At 54.5% G+C, this 20,341-nt stretch carries 16 protein-coding genes; 3 read left to right on the forward strand and 13 right to left on the reverse strand.

What is annotated here, in order from left to right:
- Positions 1–44 precede the first annotated feature (44 nt).
- The 3 genes from DBY68_RS12150 to DBY68_RS12160 form a co-directional block, all read right to left on the reverse strand.
- Positions 45–1,352 (reverse strand): MFS transporter, encoded by a 1,308-nt coding sequence (locus DBY68_RS12150; protein ID WP_108476285.1) that lies wholly within the window; start codon positions 1,350–1,352, stop codon positions 45–47.
- 60 nt (positions 1,353–1,412) lie between these two features.
- Positions 1,413–2,930, reverse strand: a complete 1,518-nt coding sequence (locus DBY68_RS12155; protein WP_189624442.1) for an altronate dehydratase family protein — start codon at positions 2,928–2,930, stop codon at positions 1,413–1,415.
- A 132-nt stretch (positions 2,931–3,062) separates the two neighbouring features.
- Positions 3,063–3,977: a dihydrodipicolinate synthase family protein gene (locus DBY68_RS12160; RefSeq protein WP_108476287.1), complete on the reverse strand. Its 915-nt coding sequence runs from the start codon at positions 3,975–3,977 to the stop codon at positions 3,063–3,065.
- Between the two features lie 244 nt (positions 3,978–4,221).
- Here DBY68_RS12160 and DBY68_RS12165 point away from each other — a divergent pair, with 244 nt between their 5' ends.
- From DBY68_RS12165 to nepI, 3 genes are all read left to right on the forward strand, one after another.
- The gene (locus DBY68_RS12165; RefSeq protein ID WP_015343958.1) at positions 4,222–4,977 is read left to right on the forward strand and encodes an IclR family transcriptional regulator; all 756 of its coding nucleotides are present in this window, start codon (positions 4,222–4,224) and stop codon (positions 4,975–4,977) included.
- 22 nt (positions 4,978–4,999) lie between these two features.
- Positions 5,000–5,452, forward strand: a complete 453-nt coding sequence (locus DBY68_RS12170; RefSeq protein WP_108476288.1) for a DUF1198 family protein — start codon at positions 5,000–5,002, stop codon at positions 5,450–5,452.
- Positions 5,453–5,690: 238 nt separating this feature from the next.
- Positions 5,691–6,875 (forward strand): purine ribonucleoside efflux pump NepI, encoded by a 1,185-nt coding sequence (gene nepI, locus DBY68_RS12175; RefSeq protein ID WP_108476289.1) that lies wholly within the window; start codon positions 5,691–5,693, stop codon positions 6,873–6,875.
- A gap of 50 nt (positions 6,876–6,925) precedes the next feature.
- Here nepI and DBY68_RS12180 read toward each other — a convergent pair whose 3' ends face one another.
- The 10 genes from DBY68_RS12180 to DBY68_RS12225 form a co-directional block, all read right to left on the reverse strand.
- The gene (locus DBY68_RS12180; RefSeq protein ID WP_108476290.1) at positions 6,926–7,225 is read right to left on the reverse strand and encodes a YicS family protein; all 300 of its coding nucleotides are present in this window, start codon (positions 7,223–7,225) and stop codon (positions 6,926–6,928) included.
- A 64-nt stretch (positions 7,226–7,289) separates the two neighbouring features.
- On the reverse strand, positions 7,290–8,201 hold the full coding sequence (locus tag DBY68_RS12185; protein WP_041686136.1) for a carboxylate/amino acid/amine transporter: 912 nt from the start codon (positions 8,199–8,201) through the stop codon (positions 7,290–7,292).
- Positions 8,202–8,287: 86 nt separating this feature from the next.
- A complete protein-coding gene (murP, locus tag DBY68_RS12190; RefSeq protein ID WP_108476291.1) occupies positions 8,288–9,721 on the reverse strand; it encodes a PTS N-acetylmuramic acid transporter subunit IIBC in 1,434 nt (477 codons plus the stop codon).
- A 21-nt stretch (positions 9,722–9,742) separates the two neighbouring features.
- Positions 9,743–10,645, reverse strand: coding sequence for an N-acetylmuramic acid 6-phosphate etherase (gene murQ, locus DBY68_RS12195; protein WP_108476292.1), 903 nt, complete (start codon positions 10,643–10,645; stop codon positions 9,743–9,745).
- Positions 10,646–10,804: 159 nt separating this feature from the next.
- Complete coding sequence (locus DBY68_RS12200) at positions 10,805–11,959, reverse strand: multidrug effflux MFS transporter (RefSeq protein WP_108476293.1); 1,155 nt, start codon at positions 11,957–11,959, stop codon at positions 10,805–10,807.
- A gap of 156 nt (positions 11,960–12,115) precedes the next feature.
- Entirely contained in the window at positions 12,116–13,498 is a 1,383-nt protein-coding gene (locus DBY68_RS12205; RefSeq protein ID WP_108476294.1) for a TolC family protein, read from the reverse strand.
- Between the two features lie 3 nt (positions 13,499–13,501).
- The gene (locus tag DBY68_RS12210; protein ID WP_108476295.1) at positions 13,502–16,606 is read right to left on the reverse strand and encodes an efflux RND transporter permease subunit; all 3,105 of its coding nucleotides are present in this window, start codon (positions 16,604–16,606) and stop codon (positions 13,502–13,504) included.
- Entirely contained in the window at positions 16,606–17,727 is a 1,122-nt protein-coding gene (locus DBY68_RS12215) for an efflux RND transporter periplasmic adaptor subunit (RefSeq protein WP_108476296.1), read from the reverse strand. The genes DBY68_RS12210 and DBY68_RS12215 overlap by 1 nt, the downstream gene beginning before the upstream one ends.
- Positions 17,728–17,862: 135 nt before the next feature.
- Entirely contained in the window at positions 17,863–18,432 is a 570-nt protein-coding gene (locus tag DBY68_RS12220) for a helix-turn-helix domain-containing protein (protein WP_108476297.1), read from the reverse strand.
- Between the two features lie 372 nt (positions 18,433–18,804).
- Positions 18,805–20,319, reverse strand: a complete 1,515-nt coding sequence (locus DBY68_RS12225; RefSeq protein WP_108476298.1) for an MDR family MFS transporter — start codon at positions 20,317–20,319, stop codon at positions 18,805–18,807.
- Positions 20,320–20,341 lie beyond the last annotated feature (22 nt).

Here is a 20,341-nt window from a genome sequence, read left to right on the forward strand (position 1 = left end):
CCTGCTGATAAAGCTGGCCCGTTATCGGGCCAGAGTAATGATGACTATTCATCAACTTCCATTTTCTTATCGAAGTTGATGCACAAGGAGCAAATGAGATAACCCACAGCGGCGAGTGCGAAGAACATCATGGCCGCATAGTAATTGCCGGTTGATTGCACCAGGAAACCAATGAATATGGGCAAAATGGCAGCAAAGAGATTGCTGGTGAAATTCATGGTGCCGCAGATTGTGCCGGCAACAGATTGTGCTCCCAGCAAACCGGGAATAGACCAATAGACGCTGGCCCAGCGCAGAGGGAAAAGCGCAATGGTGAGTAACGTAATGGCGACGGCAGGTGTTGAACTCTGTGCACACAGGAAAATACCTACCCCCGCAGTAGTGGCAGAAATAGCCAGCATCGTGTGCATAACCCGGCTGGTTTTGGCGCCTTTACTGCGCCACTTATCCATAATATAGCCGCCGGTTAATTGACCAACGAAGCAGAGCAGGAAGATAAGCGCCATAGCCCCACCCATTGACTTAATGTCAAAGCCATACGTTGCCTGGAAATACAGGGGTAACCATGTCATTAGCCCATAAAATACGAAGCTATAACAAACCCAGCCACCAATTAGCGCAATAACGTTACGCTGCTTGAGATAAGGTTTGATATCTGCAAGGCGATATTTTTTACCACTGGTTGCTGTGCCATTTTCCGCTTGAATATGATCCAGCTCAGCCTGGTTAATGCCCGGATGTTCTGAGGGGTAGGTTCGGATATACCACCATGCCAGCAAACCGACGAGCATAGTACCGACACCTGCGACGATGAACGCCATACGCCAGGAGTCGAATAAGGCAATAAGCCCGGCAATAATCACTGCACCCAGCGCAGTACCTAATGGCGCGCCACCATCGAGGAGCATTGAGCCACGTCCGCGTTCAGTGGGAGTGAGCCAGGTACCCATCAGCTTTGCTCCCGCAGGCATAATAGGTGATTCGGTTATCCCTAAGCCAAGACGCGAAATTGAGAGCGTAAAAATAGAGTGGCAAAGAGCGGCGACTGCCTGGAACGCCCCCCACAGGATAGTTGCCAATGCAATAATGTTTCGCGCTTTGAATTTGTCAGCAATAACCCCGCTGGGTATTTGCATCAACGCATAGGCCCAGAAAAATGCGCTGTGAATAACTCCAACCACGCGAGTGTCGGTAATGCCAAATTCATCCGTGATGTAAGGCATAGCAATAGATAACGATGTGCGGTCAATATAGTTAATCGCGCCAAGGATCAGCATGATGATGAATATTCGCCATCTTACAGTCGTGGCTTTTAATTTTTCTTCTTCAGTATTTACATTAACAATAGACATAGGGGCTCCTTGCCATGCTCGTTAAGAGCATGGCGGTACGAGGTATAATTATCTTGTTAATTACATTATTGAACCAATTGTCCAGGGTACAAATTCCTGGCTTCCATAACCAAATTCTTCGCTTTTTGTTTTTTTACCAGAGGCCATTTCAAGAATGAGTTGATAAATACGCTCACCCACTTCAGCAATGGTTTCGTCCCCCTCAACAATGGTGCCGCAATTGATATCCATATCTTCTTGCTGACGTTGCCAGAGCGCATTATTTGTTGCCAGCTTTAAACTCGGCGTCGGTTTGGAACCAAATGCAGAACCGCGTCCGGTGGTAAAGCAGAGTAAATTAGCGCCGCCGGCAATTTGCCCGGTGACTGCAATCGGATCGTATCCCGGAGTATCCATGAAAACGAAACCCTTAGCAGTGACTGGCTCAGCGTATTCATAAACTTCCGTTAAATTTGTGGTTCCTGCTTTGGCAATGCCGCCCAGAGACTTTTCAAGGATAGTGGTTAACCCACCAACTTTATTTCCGGCTGAAGGATTATTGTTCATTTCACTTCCGCTGCGGCGGCAATAATCTTCCCACCAGTGAATACGAGCGATTAATTTTTCGCCTACTTCACGAGACACGGCCCGGCGAGTAAGTAAATGCTCAGCGCCATAAATTTCTGACGTCTCAGACAGAATGGCTGTACCGCCTTGCTGTACTAATTTATCGACGGCATAACCCAACGCAGGATTGGCTGAAATACCTGAATAGCTGTCAGACCCTCCACACTCCAGTGCCAGAATAATTTCAGAAGCAGGAATAGGCTCACGAACAACCTCGTTAGCTATTGGCAGCATCTGATTAACCAGCTCAATTCCCTTCTCAATGGCATGGCGCGTGCCGCCAATTTCCTGAATGGTGAAACTGTGCATCATAGGGCCATCAGCCAGCCCGTGTGCATTCATCATGTCTTTAATCTGACTTGATTCACAGCCCAGGCCTATGATGATGACGCCCGCAAAATTGGCATGAGTCGCATAACCAGCCATCGTACGGCGCATAACCGCCATTGATTCACTTTTTGAACCGATGGCGCAGCCGAAACTTTGCGGTAATGATACGACGCCATCAACGTTCGGATAATCTTTTAGTCCATGTAAACGGAAGTGATCTTCTATGGCTCTGACCACGGTCGCGCTGCAGTTAACCGAACTTAGAATTCCGATATAATTTCGCGTAGCCGCTCTGCCGTCAGCGCGGCGAATACCCTCAAAGGTATCCAGGCGATCTGCTGGCGCGAGTGTGTGGCAGTCTTTTCCCCAGGCATAATCACGTTCAAAGTCACCCATACCCAGATTGTGCATGTGAACATGTTCACCAGGATGAATGTCCTGAGTCGCAAAACCAATTATTTGACCGTAACGTTTTACTGCGTCACCCACCGAAAGGGAATGAATAGCAATTTTATGTCCAGCTGGAATATCACTAAGTACGCGAACTTGCTCAGTCTCAAGCCACGTACCTTCTGAAACGCTCTGTCTGGCGATAACGACATCGTCTTTTGGATTAAGTTTAAGTACAGGGTTGATGTTCATTATTATTGCTCTCTTGCTAAGTTAAAGGTTTATATACCCGTCATACTTTCAAGTTGCCTGTGCGTTGGCCGCACTCGCTCACCCCAATTACATACCTATGTACGCTCGTGGGGATTCACTCGTTTGCCGCCTTCATGCAACTCGAATTATTTTGGGTACAGCCTTCAGAATTTCTTTTACTTTCTCAATTTTCTCATCACTAAGAGGAAGTGATGGCGGAACAACAGCAGTTGAAATATTTACTCCAGTCAGGGAAATGGCATTTTTTATCACGCTAAAGAAAGGTTGTTCCAGTGCGTAAAGAGGTGATAGTTTTGCAAGGGATTGCTGAAGTTTTTGCGCCGTTGCCAGATCGTTTTGTTTAAATGCCTGGTAGATGCCTTTAGTTATTTCGGGCGCAAAGTTGAAGGTCGCAGGAATCCCACCATGGCCGCCCAATAACAATGTATCAAGAAGATACTCATCATAACCGCTGAAAATGATGAAATCGGGGCGGAATGGGTGTACCCGATTAATGATTTCCCTGGTATGGCTAATATTGTCAATGGTGTCTTTGATCCCAACGATATTCGGCACTTCTTGTGCTAATCTGACAATCACATCCATTCCGATATCCTGACCCGTAAGATCAGGGAAGTTATACAAGAATACCGGTATACTTAATGCCTCTGCGATGCGCTTATAGTGTGTAAATCGCGCTTCGTCACTCAATTTCGCATAATAGGGATTTACGACTAAAACACCGGCAGCACCATTTTGCTCGGCGTGTAATCCTAACTCAATCGTCTCTGCTGTGCTGGGGCAGGCGATACCGATAAGTACAGGAACTCTACCCGCGACTTTTTTTAGGCTAAGTTCAGCTATTTTTTTGCGTTGAGGCGTTGAGAAATGACAGAACTCGCCGCCGCTCCCCAGAATGAGCATGCCATCAGCGTCGTGATGAATAACATGTTCAATCATGGTTGCCATCCCATTGGCATCCATTTCGCCGTTACTATCGACGATAGTCGGGACGGGGGGGAAAATACCTTTAAATACGTTTGACATTGCAACCTCTTTGTTCTGTATATGGAACTAATGTTCTGTATGTTGAATTGAGTACAGCAAATAACCCGATCCTTCGTCAACGGATTTCGAAGAACAAATGAACAATTGTGATGCCGATCAGATTCAGCATGTTGAAAGCTCGGGTAACGGCAGCGTTTTGCCTTTGCGCAAAAAAGCCGCATTCCTGAAGAAAGTGATTGGGGTATACTGACGGGAGTCTATGAATGAAAAAGATTAATTACGCATGAATCAGGACATCACAACCACCGTCCCTGCCCTGGATAAGACGGTTAAAATCTGTAATTACCTCTTCACGACCCCTGGTGCAACGTTCAGTCAAATTCAGCAGGATTTGGCTCTTCCCAAAAGCAGCACCTCATCGTTGCTTAATGCATTAGTGGAGCACCACCTGTTACGGCTTGAGAAAGGGCGTTTCTTTCTGGGGTTAAAGCTTTATGAGTGGGGCAACCGCTCACTCGAACAGTTTGATATCCGCAATGTTGCTTTGCCTATACTGGAGCAGTTGCGCGAAAAAACCGATTTGACCTGCCACCTTGGCATCCTGGATGAAGTGGCGCCTATATACATCCTGAAGCTCGAAAATACCTTGCCAATAGGCATTCGCACTTGGGTGGGTAAAAAGCTACCAATGCATAGCTCTGGAGTGGGTAAGGCGCTATGTGCGTGGCTTCCGCAACAAAAGATTGATGAGCTGCTACCGGAAGAAATATTGCCTAAGTACACCGAAACCACCATTACCAGCAAAAAGGCATTACTGGAGGAGTTTTCACGGATACGTAAACAAGGTTGGGTCTTTGATAATGCAGAAGATTCCCCTGGGATTTACTGTATCGCTGCCCCCGTCTTTAACCGTAACCACGATGTAGTGGCAGCAATAAGCATTAGCGGTGTCGAGCTGCAAATGCCTAAAGACCGTATTCCCCAATATTCCGCGTGGGTGCTTGAAGCCTGCCAGGCTCTATCGGCAAAACTGGTTTAAACGTGGCAGGTAAATTGAACGCATGATCTGGATAATGCTGGCGACGCTGGTGGTGGTTTTTGTTGTGGGTTTTCGGGTGATGACATCCGGCCCGCGCCGGGCGATTCGTCGTTTGAGTGAACGCATGGGCATTACGCCGATGCCGATAGAATCGATGATCGATCAATTGGGGAAGGTGCCCGGTAACGAGTACCTTCACTATCTTGAGCGCCCGAACGAAGCGCATTTGCAGAATGCCGCGCAGATGCTGCTGATTTGGCAGGTGTTTATTGTCGACAGCAGTGACGAGAGCATGCATCGCTGGCATCGCCTGCTGCAAAAATCGCGTCTGGCGGCGCCGATTACCGATGCGCAGGTTCGGCTGGCGTTAGGGTTTATGCGTGAGCTGGAACCCAATGCCGGGGAACTGAACGCGTTTCAGATTCGTTACAACGCGTTATTCCACGATGAAGATGGGGTTCGGTGGTTGCATTGATGTGAGCGGGCTTTCCCCCTCACCCTAACCCTCTCCCACAGGGAGAGGGGACCGAGAGTGCCAGAGGTGAAGTTCGTGCGGTTTTCTCCCTCTCCCTGTGGGAGAGGGCCGGGGTGAGGGCATCAGCGCGCACGATCCCCTCTCTCCCCCCAAATAGTTGTCAAAACGTTAAATACGTCACACTCAGGATGTTACACTGCGCAACTTTCCCGCACGATAACCAATGCCTGGTGACTTAATGACTGAACCGTACACTTCCTCACAACCGAAAGACGCTGTCGTGCGACCGAACTGGTCGGCGGTTTTTGCCGTGGCTTTTTGCGTGGCCTGCCTGATAACCGTTGAGTTTTTGCCCGTCAGCCTGCTGACGCCCATGGCGCAGGATCTGGGCATCTCTGAGGGCCTGGCGGGGCAGTCGGTCACCATGACCGCGTTTGTGGCGATGTTCTCCAGCCTGTTTATCACTCACATCATTGGCCGCACCGATCGCCGCTACGTGGTGATGATGTTTGCGGTACTGCTGACACTCTCCTGCCTGCTGGTGTCGTTTGCCAATAGCTTTGCGCTGTTGCTGCTGGGGCGCGCCTGCCTGGGTCTGGCGCTGGGCGGTTTCTGGGCGATGTCGGCGTCATTGACGATTCGCCTGGTGCCAATGCGCGTGGTGCCAAAAGCGCTGTCGGTGATTTTTGGCGCAGTGTCGATAGCCCTGGTGATCGCCGCTCCGCTCGGCAGTTTCCTCGGCGGAATAATTGGCTGGCGAAATGTGTTTAACGGCGCGGCGCTGATGGGCGCGCTGTGCATTGTGTGGGTGATTAAAGCGCTGCCCTCGCTGCCTGGCGAAGCGGCGCATCAGCAGCAAAACATGTTCAGCCTGATGAAGCGCCCCGGCGTGCTGGCGGGCATGAGCGCCATTTTTTTGGTGTTCGTCGCCCAGTTCTCTTTCTTCACCTATATACGCCCGGTCTATACCACGCTGGCAGGCTTTAGCGTGGATGGCCTGACGCTGGTGCTGTTGAGCTTTGGCATTGCCAGCTTTGTCGGTACCTCGCTCTCTTCTGCCGTTCTGAAACGCTCGGTAAAAGGCACGCTGGCCTGCGCGCCCTTTGTCCTGATGCTCAGCGCGCTGACGCTGATTTTCTGGGGGAATTCGCCGGTTGTCGCGTCTGCGGTAGCGATCATCTGGGGCTTCGCGTTTGCGATGGTGCCGGTCGGTTGGTCAACGTGGATCACCCGCTCGCTCTCCGATCAGGCAGAAAAAGCGGGATCTATTCAGGTGGCGGTGATCCAGTTCGCTAACACCTGCGGGGCGGCGCTGGGCGGCGTCGCGCTGGACCATTTCGGCGTGCTGTCACCGCTGGCGATTTCCGCCTGCCTGATGCTGCTGACGGCCACGCTGGTGGCGACGAAGGTGAAAGTGAATTAAGGAGAATGGCCGGAGGATGGTGCGCGTATCCGGCCTTCATTATCGGGAAATCACTCCGCTTTTGGACACTGTACCTGCTTCACGGCGGCGGCGTAGCGCTCGGCATCATTACGTTCCAGCGCCAGCGTCGCTTCCCGCACGCGCAGACGATTCTCTTCCGTCGCCAGCACCAGATTCGCAAATTGATCGTCCGACACCGCGCCCGCCGGGGCACAGTTCTTCTTCACGTCCTCAATCACTTGCCGCTTTTGCTGCTCAAACTTAAGCCCTTCCATCGGCGAGTCGGCATATGCCGCGCCGGAGGCAGCCAGACAGGCCGCCAGAGAAAATAGCACCGGTATCATTTTCATGCTCATATCCTTATCGGGAATTCATTCCCCTTAACTATATGTGTTGCTGGCGAATAGGGACAATTTAGTGACGCTCAACCGGCGTACTGCGACGGCGGGAATCCAGCGAAATCAGGATAACCGAGGAGAGGATCAGCAACGTGCCCAGCCAGTCCGGCAGGGTGAAGGTGATGCCCAGCAGAAGCAGCGACAGGAATGCGCTACTCAGTGGTTCGGCACAACTCAGAATGCTGGCTCGCGGGCCGCCAATCATCTGCGCGCCTTTCAGGTACAGGCTGAAGGTCAGCGAGGTGCCAATCACCACCAGATAAAAGAACGCCAGCACCACGTTGCCGGAAAGCGTGAAGCTCTCGCCCTGGCCTGCGTAGAACGGCAGCAGCACCGCGCCGCCGATGAGCATGCTCCAGCCGACAATCGGCAGCGTGCCATAGCGAGCAATCAGCTGTGAAGGATACGTGGTGTAGAACGCCGCCGTAAAGGCAGAGACAATCCCCCAGAACAGCGCGCCGCCGGAGATAGACAGTGATGTCGGGTTTCCGTGGGTGACCAGCAAAAACGTACCGATTAATGAGGTGCCGATAGCAGCAAACACCAGCATGCCAGGGCGGGATTTACGTACCAGCGAGAACCACGCCACGATGATCGTCGGGGCCAGGAATTGCAGCACTGTCGCGGTGGCGGCGTTGGATTTTTCGATGGTCATCAGAAATGACAGTTGCACCGTCAGGGCGCCTACCAGGGTGAAGAACAGCAGGCTAAGCGCGTCTTTACGATTTTTCATAATGCGGAAGATGCGGTCGCCATGTACGAAAGAGAGTGTCAGCAGAATCAGCCCCGCGAACAGCAGACGCGTCATAGTTAAAAACTGCGAGGACATCTGGCTTTGTTCCATGATGTACTGCGCGCATACCCCTGAACTTCCCCACAGCACGGCGGCGATAAGGACGTTCATCATCCCTCTTCTGGTGGATCCCATGTTGTTGTTCTCGTCTTTATTTTTATCAGACGAGAATCATAGCATGCGGAAATAGAAGCCCCCAGCGCTGGCCGGGGGCGGGAGGATTAACTGAGGTCGACGTTTTTACTGCCGAACAGCCAGGTGAGCAGGAAGCCGAAGAAGTACGCCACGGCAAGACCCGCCGCATACACCGCCATTCCGGCGTAGATACCGCTGTTGGAGGTCATCAGCGGCAACGCTACCAGCCCCGACGGGCCAAATACGGTGTTCAAACCGACGGGCAGGCCCATCCACGCCACCAGGCCGATGAAGAAGCCGCCGCACGCGCCGCCAAAACAGGCGGTGATGAAGGGCTTCATGCGTGGCAGCGTGACGCCGTAGATCAACGGTTCGCCGACACCCAGCAGACCGGGAATTATCGCCCCTTTAATCTGGGTACGCAGCAGCGCGCCCTGCTTCGCGCGGAAGTAAAGCGCCAGCGCCGCGCCGACCTGACCTGCGCCCGCCATCGACAAAATGGTGAACAACGAGTTGAAGCCCTGTGCATCCATCAGCGCGAAGTACACCGGCACGAAACCCTGATGCACGCCAAACATGACCGCCAGCAGGAACAGCCCGGCCAGCACCGCAGAGCCGAACGGGTTGCCGTTGAGATGCAGGAACAGCCAGGACATGCCGGTGAACAGGTAACCGCCGAGCGGCATAATCACCACAAAGGTGACCGCGCCCATAATCAGCAGCGTAATCGCGGAGGTGAGGATCATATCAAGGTTGGCGGGCATGATGCTGCGTACCCGCCGTTCCACCCATGCGCCCAGAATCGCCGCGATCAGAACGCCAATAATGTTGCCGCGCGGGTCGATATCGTGACCGAAGAACTGCGTGATGCCGGAATAAAACCCAACCGTCGCTTCCGGGTTATAGCCCAGCACAAACAGCGAGGCGATAATCGCGCCGTTTACGCCCGAACCGCCGAACGCTTTTTGCGTGTTGTAGCCAATGAGGATACTCAGGAAGGTGAACATTCCCTTGCTGAAAATCTTCATATAGCCGATCACTTCCACCAGCGTGGCGTTCGGATGGGCGCTTTTCAACACGAACATCTGTTCCGCCAGCGTGGCAAAGCCAAGCAGCAGGCCCACGGCAATAAACCCAGGGATTAACGGGGTGAAAATGGTGGCGAACTTCGCCAAAAACTTCTGAATTCCGCTGGTTTGCTTCTCTTTTAGCGCTTTTTTCTTTTCGCTGGCAACGTCAGCCAATGACGGTTCCGCCGTGGGCGAATCCTCCAGCAGCGCATTCATCATCTCGGCAGCGGTTTGTGCTTTGCCGGGGCCGAGGATTATCTGGAACTGCTCTTCGCTGACCACTACGCCCAGCACACCGTCCACCAGACGAATGTTGCCAATATCAGCCAGTTCTTCATTGCGTAGCGTTAAGCGCAGTCGGGTCATACAGTTCCCGGCCTGAACGACGTTTCCGGCTCCCCCCACCAGGGAGAGGAGACGGGCTATCATCTCTTTATTTATTTTCGCCATTCAATCTGTTCTCCAGGCCGTTTAGCCTTGCTGTAACGCCTTGCGGATATAGCCGTTGTTATCGGCCAGCAGCGTAGTGGCCTCGTCAGCGCTGAGGTTTGCCAGCACCATCACGATGGCGGTTTTGCAGTGGCGATGGCAGGCGTTTAACGCATTGACGGCGGTTTCGCGGTCACACTCGGTTGCTTCCATCACGATGGACACCTGGCGCTCAATCAGCTTGGCGTTAGTGGCTTCCACATCGACCATCAGGTTGCTGTAGACCTTGCCGCTGCGAATCATCGCGCCGGTGGTAATCATGTTCAGCACCAGTTTCTGCGCGGTACCTGCTTTCAGGCGGGTTGAGCCGGTCACCACTTCCGGGCCGACAACCGGGGTAATGGCGATATCGGCCAGCTGCGCCATGTCACCGTGCGGGTTGCAGGTAATGGTTGCGACCAGAGCGCCCACGCTTTTGGCGTAGTTCATCGCGCCAATGACGTACGGCGTGCGGCCGCTGGCGGCAATACCGACCAGCACATCATTGGCCGTAAAGTTCAGCGCTTTCAGGTCTTCCGCGCCCTGAGCGACGTTATCTTCTGAGTTTTCCACTGCGCTCAGAATGGCTTTATGGCCGCCAGCAATCAGGCCAACGACCTGCTCCGGGCGGGTGCCGAACGTCGGTGGGCATTCGCTGGCATCAAGAATACCGAGGCGACCAGAGGTGCCTGCACCGCTGTAAATCAGGCGACCACCTTTCTGGAAGGCCGCCGCGACGGCGTCAACCAGTTGGGCAATCTGCGGCAGATAAGGTGTGATTGCGTGAGCAACCAGCTGATCTTCGCGGTTGATTACCGCCAGCATCTCTTCGGTGGAGAGGGTGTCAATATTGGTACTGTTGGCGTTGCGGCGCTCGGTCAGCAGTTTGCTCAGGTCGATACTCATAGTGGCCTCGTCTTCGTCAGTGGCGGTCAGTATAAGGAATTTTTTATTCCTTTCGTGTGAGGGGTATCACGATTAAAGCCTGGCGAATAAGAGGGGATGCAGATGGGTAGTGACTTACTGCGGTAATAAATTTGGAATATTTTATTACCGCAGTGAATTTTACCGGACTTTGCAGAGAGAAAAGAAGAGCGCGATGGCGTAGGAAATTGCCATGGCGAGACTCATTTTGAGCATGGTTTCGCCACCCAGACCGGCAAGCGGAGCAGCAATGCCGCCGCAGACAAACATCAGCGTGCCCATCAACGCCGAGGCTGTGCCCGATTGTTCGCTGCTGACCGCGCTCATCGCTTCAGAACCGGATACCGTACTGATCCCACTCATAAACGAGACGGTAAAGAACAGGCCAACCAGCGCAGGAATAGCAAGATGCAGCCAGGCCAGTAGCAGCGTAATGCCTGCGCAGGCGACCGCCAGCAGCAATCCACGACGTAACAGCACTTCGGCAGCCACGCGGTGAGAAAGCTTCGAGAAAATCAGCGCGGCGATAATCAGGCCAATGCCGTTCAGGCCGAACAGCAGGCTAAACTGCATGGCGCTCATGCTGTACTCGCTCTGAATCACGAACGATGAGGAGCCGATGTATGAAAACAGCCCGGCCATCATAAAGGCCTGAATCAGGCAGTAGCGCAGGAAGCGGCGGTTTTTCAGCAGCGGCGTGTTGCGCGTTTCCTGGCTGACGGTGGTACTTTTGGCCGGTAACGTTTCGTGCAGTACCCACTGGCTTAACAGCAGCAGAACAACGCCGATGCCCGCCATACACCAGAAGAGAATACGCCAGTCAAATGCGGTGATGACGTAGCCGCCGATCACAGGCGAAATCACCGGTGCAATACCGTTGACGGTCATCAGCAGGGCGAAAAATTGCGTCAGCATCGCGCCCTGATAACGGTCACGGGCGATGGAGCGCGACAGTACAGAACCGCCCGCTCCGGCGAAGCCTTGCAAGAAGCGCCAGCCAATCAGCAGGTGAATATCCTGGGTCATCGCACACATCGCGGAAGAGAAGATAAACAGCAGCAGTGAGAGTGCCAGTGGCTTTTTGCGGCCAATACGGTCGCTTAACGGGCCGAAGAACAACTGGCCGAGACCGAGACCGATTAGCGCAGCAGTCAGTGAAAGCTGCGTTTGTGTGCCGGTTGCGCGCAGCTGGTCGGTGATTTCCGGCAATGCGGGCAGGTAAAAGTCAGTACAGAGTGGGCCGATGGCGGTCAGCAGGCCCAGCGTCAGCACCCATGAGGGGGCTATGCGCGACATAGAAGCTCCTTTTTATAATTGTGGGGGGCTGTTTACCCCCTCACCCTAACCCTCTCCCTCAGGGAGAGGGGACCGATTGTGCACGGTATTGCTTTTCTCCCTCTCCCTCAGGCTGCAGGGGAAATGTGTGCACGGTATTGCTTTTCGCCCTCTCCCTCAGGGAGAGGGCGGGGTGAGGGTGGCCCCACCCCCCAGCGACTGCCACAACGTAATGCGGTTATCCAGCTCGGTTTGTTGCAGCGCAATCAACGACTGCTGCGCCGACCACAATGTACGTTGGGCGGTCAGCACCGTCAGGTAATCGCTGCTTCCCGCCTGATAACGTTTCATCGCGATATCCAGCGTCTGCTGTTCGGCGGCAACATACTGGCGCTGGGCGTCCAGCTCTTCACTCAACGTCTGGCGACGCGCAAGCGCATCGGCGACATCTTTAAACGCGCTCTGAATCGTTTTCTCATAGGTCGCAATTAACCCTTTTTTCTCCGCTTCCGCATAGCGAAGCTGCGCCATGTTGCTGCCGCCGGTAAACAGTGGCAGGGTGATGGACGGCGCAAACGACCACACTTTCATGCCATGACTGAACAGTGAAGAGAGCGAATCGCTGCCTACGCCCGCGCTCGCCGTCAGTGAAATTGTCGGGAAGAAATTCGCCCGCGCCGCACCGATATTGGCATTAGCGCTCAGCAGGTTATGTTCAGCTTCCTGAATATCCGGGCGGTTGAGTAGCACGGAGGAGGAAACGCCCGCAGGCACCAACGTAATCGTGTTATCGCCTAAACTTTCCAGCGTGCCCGGCAGCAGGGCATCCGGCACCGTTTGCCCGGCCAGCAGGTTGATGGCATTTTTATCCTGCATCACCAGCGTCTGATAACTGGCAACGCTGGCGCGCGCCTGCTGATACACGCTCATCGCGGAACTGACATCCGTCGCGGCGGCAGTGCCGACGTCCATCTGGCGTTTCACTATCTTCAGCGAATCTGCCGCGCTGTTCATCGTCTGCTGCGCCAGCGCCAGATTACTGTTATCGGCGGCCAGCGTTACCCACGCGGTGGTGAGTTCGGAAATCATGGTAAGACGCGTGTTCTGTGCGGTGTATTCGCTGGCAAGCCAGGTTTCCCGCGCGGCGCGGGAAAGACTCTGGTTGCGACCAAAAAGATCCAGCTCAAAGCTGGATACCGCGCCATCGGCCTGTGTCGAGGTCGCCACGCCGTTCGCCAGCGTACGGCTACGGCTGCCGTTTAATTCCGCATCCACCGTCGGGAACAGCGAGGCGCGGGTTTCGCCATACTGAGCCCGCGCGGCGTCGATATCGGCAATCGCTTTTTGTACATCGCGGTTGCTGTTCAGTGCCATGCTCACCACTTTATTCAGGCGGGCATCTTTCACTACCTGCTGCCAGTTACCTATCACCGCCGTCGCCTGCCCTTGTGTGCCTGGCAGGGTTGCCGGGACGGGCGCGTCGGGGCGTTGATAGTTTGGATCGAGTGACACACAGCCGACGCTCAGGAAGGCAATAAATAAAACAGAGAGACGAAACATAACTTACCCCTGACGGCGTTTACCGGCGAACAGGCGTTTCACCAGCACAAAGAATAATGGAACAAAGAAAATCGCCAGCAGCGTTGCGGTCAACGTACCGCCGATAATCCCGGTGCCGATGGCAATACGGCTGTTCGCGCCAGCCCCGGTGGCAATGGCCAGCGGCGTTACCCCGGCGACGAACGCCAGCGAGGTCATGATGATCGGGCGCAAACGCGTTTGTGCCGCTCGCAGCGCGGCACGCGAAAGGGAATAGCCCTCGTTGACCGCCGCTTCGGCAAACTCGACAATCAAAATGGCGTTCTTCGACGACAGCCCGATAGTGGTCAGCAGCGCCACCTGGAAGTAAACGTCGTTACTTAAGCCGCGCATCCATGCCGCCAGCGCTGCACCCAGCAGGCCGAGTGGGATAACCATGATGACCGAAATCGGCACCGACCAGCTCTCATACAATGCAGCCAGGCACAGGAATACCACCAGAATGGAGATGGCATACAGACTCAGCGCCTGACCACTCGCCAGTTTTTCCTGCAATGACAACCCGCTCCAGGCCCAGGTGGAACCCGCAGGCAGATTGTTGGCCAGCGTTTCCATGGTGGTCATCGCCGTACCGGAACTGGAACCGGTGGCATTTTCGCCCTGAATTTCATAGGCGGCTGCACCGTTGTAACGCACCAGGCTTTCCGGGCCGTATTCCCAGCGTGTGGTGGCGAAAGCGGAGAACGGCGTCATGCTGTCATCACTGCTGCGCACGAACCATTTACCCAGATCGGATGGCGCCGAGCGGGAATCGCTATCGCCCTGGATATAGACTTTTTTCACGCGACCGCGGTCGATAAAGTCATTCACATACGTGCCGCCCCAGGCGCTTGAAAGCGTCGAGGTGACATCGCTTAAAGACAGGCCCAGCGACACCGCTTTGTTGTTGTCGATATCAACCTGCAACTGTGGCGTTTGTGGCATATCGTTAGCGCGAACGGCGTGCAGCGTAGCGTCCTGATTGGCTTTGCCGATCAGTTCCTCACGCATCTTCAGCAGTTCCGCGCGATCGGTGCCGCCGCTCGCCATCAGTTCGAAGGTAAAACCGTTACTCTGGCCCAGACCATCCACCGATGGCGGTGTCATGGCGAAAAGCGTTGCATCACGTATCGTCCCCAGTTGCTGAGTGGCGCGCAGAGCAATGGCCTGGGCGGTGTTTTCCGCACCCTTACGTTCGGACCAGTTTTTCAGCGAGACGAAGGCCATCCCGGCGTTCTGCCCGCTGCCGCTGAAGCTGAAACCATTAATGGTGAAGATAACGTTGGTGTTGTCTTTCTCGTTATTGAGGAACCAGTCGGAGACCTGCTTACTCACTTCAGCGGTGCGTGAATTGGTTGCGCCCGCAGGCAGCGTGTACTGCACCATGACTTCGCCCTGATCCTCGGTAGGCAGGAAGCTGCCAGGCAGTTTCCACATCGCCAGCGCCATGCCGCCACAAATCACCAGGTACACCACCATCACCCGCCCGGAGCGGCCTAGCGTGTTGAGCACTTTGTGTTTGTATTTGCGTTCGGTCGAACCATAGAAGCGGTTAAATGCCCCGAAGAAGCCTTTTTTATGTGGCGGAGTGTGACGCAAAATCGAGCCGCAAAGCGCAGGCGTTAGGGTCAACGCCACCACCACCGAGAGCATCATCGCCGAAATAATGGTGACCGAGAACTGACGATAAATTACCCCGGTTGAACCGCCAAAGAAGGCCATTGGCAGGAATACCGCCGAGAGCACCAGCGCGATGGCAACCAGCGCCCCGGAGATTTCACCCATCGATTTTTCCGTGGCTTCGCGGGCGGGGAGCCCTTCGTCGCGCATTATTCGCTCGACGTTTTCCACCACCACGATGGCGTCATCCACCAGAAGCCCGATGGCGAGCACCATCGCAAACAGCGTCAGGGTGTTGATGGAGTAACCGAACAGCGCCAGCACGCCAAAGGTACCGAGCAGAACGACGGGCACTGCCAGCGCCGGAATCAGCGTCGCGCGGATGTTTTGCAGGAACAGATACATCACGCAGACCACGAGGATAATGGCTTCGAACAGCGTTTGTACCACGTCCTCGACGGAGATTTTAATAAACTCGGTGCTGTCTTTCGGGTACGCAACGTCATAGCCCTGCGGCATATTGCGCTTGTACTCGTTGATTTTCTCTTTCACCAGCGTGGCGGTACTCAGGGCGTTTGCGCCCGGCGCCAGCATCACCGCCATCCCGGCTGCCGGGTGACCGTTCAGTTTGGCAACGGCGGTGTAGTCCTCACTGCCCATTTCCACGCGCGCCACGTCGCCGATGCGCACCACTGCGCCGTTAGACTGGCTTTTGACGATGATATCTTTGAACTGATCGACCGTTTGCAGGCGCGACTGCGCGCGCACGGTGGCGGTCAGTTGCTGCGTATCCGGTGACGGTAATGCACCGATTTTACCGGCGGAAACCTGCACGTTCTGCGCTTCAATCGCCGTCTGCACATCCGATGGCATCAGGGAGTAGGACGCCAGTTTCGCCGGGTCCATCCAGATGCGCATCGCGTATTCCGCACCGAACACCTGCAGGCTACCCACGCCGTTGAGACGGGCCATCGGGTCCTGCATATTGCTCACCAGCCAGTCGGCGATATCCGAGCTGCTGGCTTTATCGGTTTTATCGTAAACACCCATAATGAGCAGGAAGTTGCTCTGGGATTTCACCACCGTTACGCCCGCCTGCTGAACCTCGCTTGGCAGGCGTGATTCCGCCTGCTGCACTTTGTTCTGTACCTGAACTTGTGCGGTATCCGGGTCGGTTCCCTGCTCGAAAGTCACGTTAATGCTTACCGAGCCATCGGAACTGCTGGTGGAGGTGAAATAAAGCAGGTTATCCAGCCCGGTAAGTTGCTGTTCGATAACCTGGGTCACGCTGTTCTCCAGCGTTTGTGCCGATGCACCGGTATAGGTGGCAGAGATTTTAATCGACGGCGGCGCAACGTCCGGGTACTGCGCGATCGGCAGCGTTTTGATAGCCAGCATCCCCGCCAGCATAATCAGAATAGCGATAACCCAGGCAAAGACCGGGCGACGCACGAAGAAGCTGGAAAACATCAGGCGTTTCCTCCGTTAGTTTTCACTTCAACGGGTTTTACCTGCTGTCCGGACGTCACTTTTGCGGAGCCTTCGACAATCAATTTATCGCCCGCTTTCAGGCCGTCTAACACCAGCCATTTATCGCCATAGGTGTCGCCGGTTTCCAGCTCACGTTGTTCCACTTTGTTATCCGCGCTGACCACAAGAGCTGTGGCTACGCCCTTCGCATCGCGGGTAACGCCCTGCTGCGGAGCGAGGATCGCATCGTTCATGATGCCTTCATCCACTTTGGCGCGGACAAACATCCCGGGCAGAAGCTGCTGTTTCGGGTTCGGGAATACAGCGCGCAGAGTGACAGAACCGGTCGACTCATCGACTGCCACTTCGGTCAGCGCCAGACGGCCTTTCTCACTGTAGGTTGAGCCATCTTCCAGAATCAGCGCCACATTCATGGTGTCGCTGTTGGTGGCAAGTGATTGTTTGCGCAGGCGCAGAAGATCGACGCTTGAGCGGGTGAGGTCAACGTACATGGTGTCGAGGCCGCGAATGGTCGCCAGTGCGGTGGTTTGCTCGGCAGAGACCAGCGCGCCCGGCGTCACGGAAGAAATACCAATACGCCCGGCAATCGGCGCGGTAATGGTGGTCCAGTTCAGATTGATACGTGCGCTCTCCAGCGCCGCTTTTTTCGACTCAACGCTGGCTTTGTCCTGCGCGCAGGTTGATCCCGAGTCGTCCGCATCCTGGCGCGACACACCGTTCTCTTTCACCAGTTGCGCATAACGTTGCGCTTTTGAGCAATCCGCGGTCACCAGCGCCTGCGCCTGTTTCAGCGCGGCGGCGGCTTCGTTGTACGCGGCGCGGAAACTGTCGGGCTCAATCTGATATAGCGCCTGCCCGGCTTTAACGTTATCGCCTTCATTAAAAAGCCGTTTCTGGATGATGCCGGTGACCTGCGGACGCACTTCGGCGCTCATTGCAGCGGCAGTACGCCCGGTCAGCTCGCTGACCACCGAAACGGGTTGGCTTTTTAATGTGACGACACCGACTTCCTGCTCCGGAAGCTGAGGCGCTGATGTTTGCGCATTATCGCATCCGCTCAGGAGAAATAATGCGGCAAGTGTGGTTGTGATGTATTTCATCTTTTTTCTCAAGGTGAATGACGTCCTCCTCGCAAATAGATTGCGAGGATTTAAGGGTGAACGAATCCGCATCGCCGGTTACCCGGAAATGATAAAAAAGGGGAAGTTAATTTCCCCGCTAATTACAGGATTAAATTACTTAGCAGTGATAAGCATATTTATAATTTCCTGATAGATTTTTTCTAACGGTTTCGGGTCAACTTTTTGTGGTGTTAACCGACGATAAATTGAGCCTTCCATCATCACGGCAATCAATTCAACACAGCAGCGCACACGCTCGGCACTGAGATGAGGATGCTGTTTTTGCAGATTGGCGCAGGCATTGTTGAACATGCGTTCGTCCGCTTCGGCAAGCCAGACGGCGACCTGCGGATTGCGCGTGGCTTCAGCAGACATTTCCAGCATTAACGCATCGTCATCTTCGCTCAGCGTGACGCGGTAGGCGAGCAGATGCGGGATCAGGGTGGTGTGCGTTTTCCCTTCCATCTCGGCAATGCGGTAGTCGATGATGCGGCGGATAAGTTCTTCAATAATGGCGTCTTTATTGGCGAAGTAGCGGTAGATTTGCCCGACACTGAGCTTCGCTTCCGTGGCGATTTGCGACATGCTGGCCGCGTGGAAACCACTGTTGCGAAAGCAGCGGCGTGCGGCGGCAATGATGTCGTCTTGCCGTGCTTTCTGTCGGGCTTCCAGTTTGCTGGTCATGCATTTCTCCACGTTTTGAAACAATGAGAACGATCGTTCTCATTTTGGCTCATTATACGTCGATAATGACCAATGGAAAGTATTTTCTGGCACTGTTTTTTTTCTGTCTGTTTCGTACAAAAAATAATGGAGGAAAAAAGGAGATTTTGTGAATTTAACGGGGGTAAGAATAAAAATAATGGAGGAAATAGGGTTTATGTAATTAAAAAAGTTATTACATAGATAGGGCATCATAAGAATATTAATTGGGTGCGGGAGTTGCCCTCACCCTAACCCTCTCCCACAGGAGAGGGAACCGAACGCATGCGTGTTAATGTTCTGTGCTGGTTTTCTCCCTCTCCCTGTGGGAGAGGGCCGGGATGAGGGCGCACACTACTCATGCCGTGTTTTCAACGGCGCTTCCTTCAGTAACCACGACAGCACAAACGCCAGCACCATAATGCACGCTGCCATAATAAATGCCGCGTGGATGGCCGAGCCGAAGGCATCCAGATAATCCGTGCGCACCGCATCGGGAAGATGATGGATGGTGGCCGGGTTCATATTGCGCGGCACTTCCGCACCTTCCGGCAGCAGACGCGTCAGGTTTGACTGCAATACGGAGGTAAACACCGCGCCAAACAGCGCCACGCCAATGGAGCCGCCAATCGAGCGGAACAGCGTCACGCCGGAAGTGGCTACGCCGTACAGATTCGGCGCGACGGTGTTCTGTACCGCCAGCACCAGCACCTGCATCACCAGCCCTAACCCCATCCCCAGCACGCCGGTAAAAAGATAAAGATGCCAGGTCGGGGAGGTAATGGTAATGCGCGTCAGCAATACCATGCCCAACGTGCCCAGCAGCGTGCCGAGGATCGGGAACAGGCGATACTTCCCGGTGCGGCTGATAATGCGCCCGCTAATGATGGAGGTCAGCAGCAGCCCGCCCATCAGCGGAATCAACTGCAAGCCCGCCTGCGTCGGCGTCGCCTCTTTGACCACCTGCAAATAGAGCGGCAGGAACGTCACCGAGCCAAACAGCGACATGCCGATGATAAAGCCAATCAAGCTGCACAGCAGGAAGCTGCGGTTGCGGAATAGCGAAAGGGGAATAATTGGCTCCCACGCCAGCCGCTCTTCATAGATAAACCCGGCAATGCCCACCAGACCAAAGGCGAGAATGCACCATAGCTGCGGGTCGCTCCACGGGCGAACCGTGCCGCCTTCGGTGGTGAATAAAATGATGCATACCAACGCCATGGTCAGATAAATCGCGCCCAGCCAGTCAATCTCATGCTGGTTGCGTTTGGTGTTGGCGTGGAATACCGCGCCGATCACCAATAGGGCGAACAGCCCCAACGGGATGTTGATGTAGAAAATCCAGCGCCATGACGCGTGCTGAACGATAAAACCGCCAATCAGTGGGCCAATCACCGTCGCCAGGCCGAACACGCCGCCAAATAAACCCTGATAACGTCCGCGTTCGGCGGGGGGAATGACATCCGCTACCGCTGCCATGCTGATCACCATCAGCCCGCCGCCGCCAAGCCCCTGAAGGGCGCGCATCAGAACCAGTTGCGTCATATTCTGCGCTAAACCACACAGTGCGGAACCGACCAGAAACAGCACGATAGCAATCTGGAGAACCCGCTTACGGCCAAACAGATCGCCAAATTTTCCGTACAATGGCACCACTATTGTGGAGGTCAGAATGTACGCCGTGACGACCCAGGAGAGTTTATCCAGCCCGCCCAGCTCGCCAACAATGGTTGGCAGCGCGGTCGAAACAATCGTCTGATCGAGCGCGGAGAGCAGCATCACCAGCAGCAATGCGCTGAACAGCAGGCGGATAGAAGGCGCGCCCGCTTGTGATGATGACGTTTGTTGAGTCACGGTATCGGACTCCATAGTGTGCTCACTTGAAATTAAT

Origin of the sequence: Pseudocitrobacter sp. RIT415 (assembly GCF_003057695.2) — a bacterium.
GTDB classification, from domain to species: Bacteria; Pseudomonadota; Gammaproteobacteria; order Enterobacterales; family Enterobacteriaceae; genus Pseudocitrobacter; species Pseudocitrobacter faecalis.

Coding starts and splice junctions, on each gene's coding strand:
- DBY68_RS12210 (WP_108476295.1), bottom strand. CDS start 16,606: ATGTTTTCCAGCTTCTTCGTGCGTCGCCCGGTCTTTGCCTGGGTTATC.
- DBY68_RS12160 (WP_108476287.1), bottom strand. CDS start 3,977: ATGTCAAACGTATTTAAAGGTATTTTCCCCCCCGTCCCGACTATCGTC.
- DBY68_RS12165 (WP_015343958.1), top strand. CDS start 4,222: ATGAATCAGGACATCACAACCACCGTCCCTGCCCTGGATAAGACGGTT.
- nepI (WP_108476289.1), top strand. CDS start 5,691: ATGACTGAACCGTACACTTCCTCACAACCGAAAGACGCTGTCGTGCGA.
- DBY68_RS12150 (WP_108476285.1), bottom strand. CDS start 1,352: ATGTCTATTGTTAATGTAAATACTGAAGAAGAAAAATTAAAAGCCACG.
- DBY68_RS12220 (WP_108476297.1), bottom strand. CDS start 18,432: ATGACCAGCAAACTGGAAGCCCGACAGAAAGCACGGCAAGACGACATC.
- murP (WP_108476291.1), bottom strand. CDS start 9,721: ATGGCGAAAATAAATAAAGAGATGATAGCCCGTCTCCTCTCCCTGGTG.
- DBY68_RS12155 (WP_189624442.1), bottom strand. CDS start 2,930: ATGAACATCAACCCTGTACTTAAACTTAATCCAAAAGACGATGTCGTT.
- DBY68_RS12180 (WP_108476290.1), bottom strand. CDS start 7,225: ATGAAAATGATACCGGTGCTATTTTCTCTGGCGGCCTGTCTGGCTGCC.
- DBY68_RS12185 (WP_041686136.1), bottom strand. CDS start 8,201: ATGGGATCCACCAGAAGAGGGATGATGAACGTCCTTATCGCCGCCGTG.
- DBY68_RS12200 (WP_108476293.1), bottom strand. CDS start 11,959: ATGTCGCGCATAGCCCCCTCATGGGTGCTGACGCTGGGCCTGCTGACC.
- murQ (WP_108476292.1), bottom strand. CDS start 10,645: ATGAGTATCGACCTGAGCAAACTGCTGACCGAGCGCCGCAACGCCAAC.
- DBY68_RS12215 (WP_108476296.1), bottom strand. CDS start 17,727: ATGAAATACATCACAACCACACTTGCCGCATTATTTCTCCTGAGCGGA.
- DBY68_RS12205 (WP_108476294.1), bottom strand. CDS start 13,498: ATGTTTCGTCTCTCTGTTTTATTTATTGCCTTCCTGAGCGTCGGCTGT.
- DBY68_RS12225 (WP_108476298.1), bottom strand. CDS start 20,319: ATGGAGTCCGATACCGTGACTCAACAAACGTCATCATCACAAGCGGGC.
- DBY68_RS12170 (WP_108476288.1), top strand. CDS start 5,000: ATGATCTGGATAATGCTGGCGACGCTGGTGGTGGTTTTTGTTGTGGGT.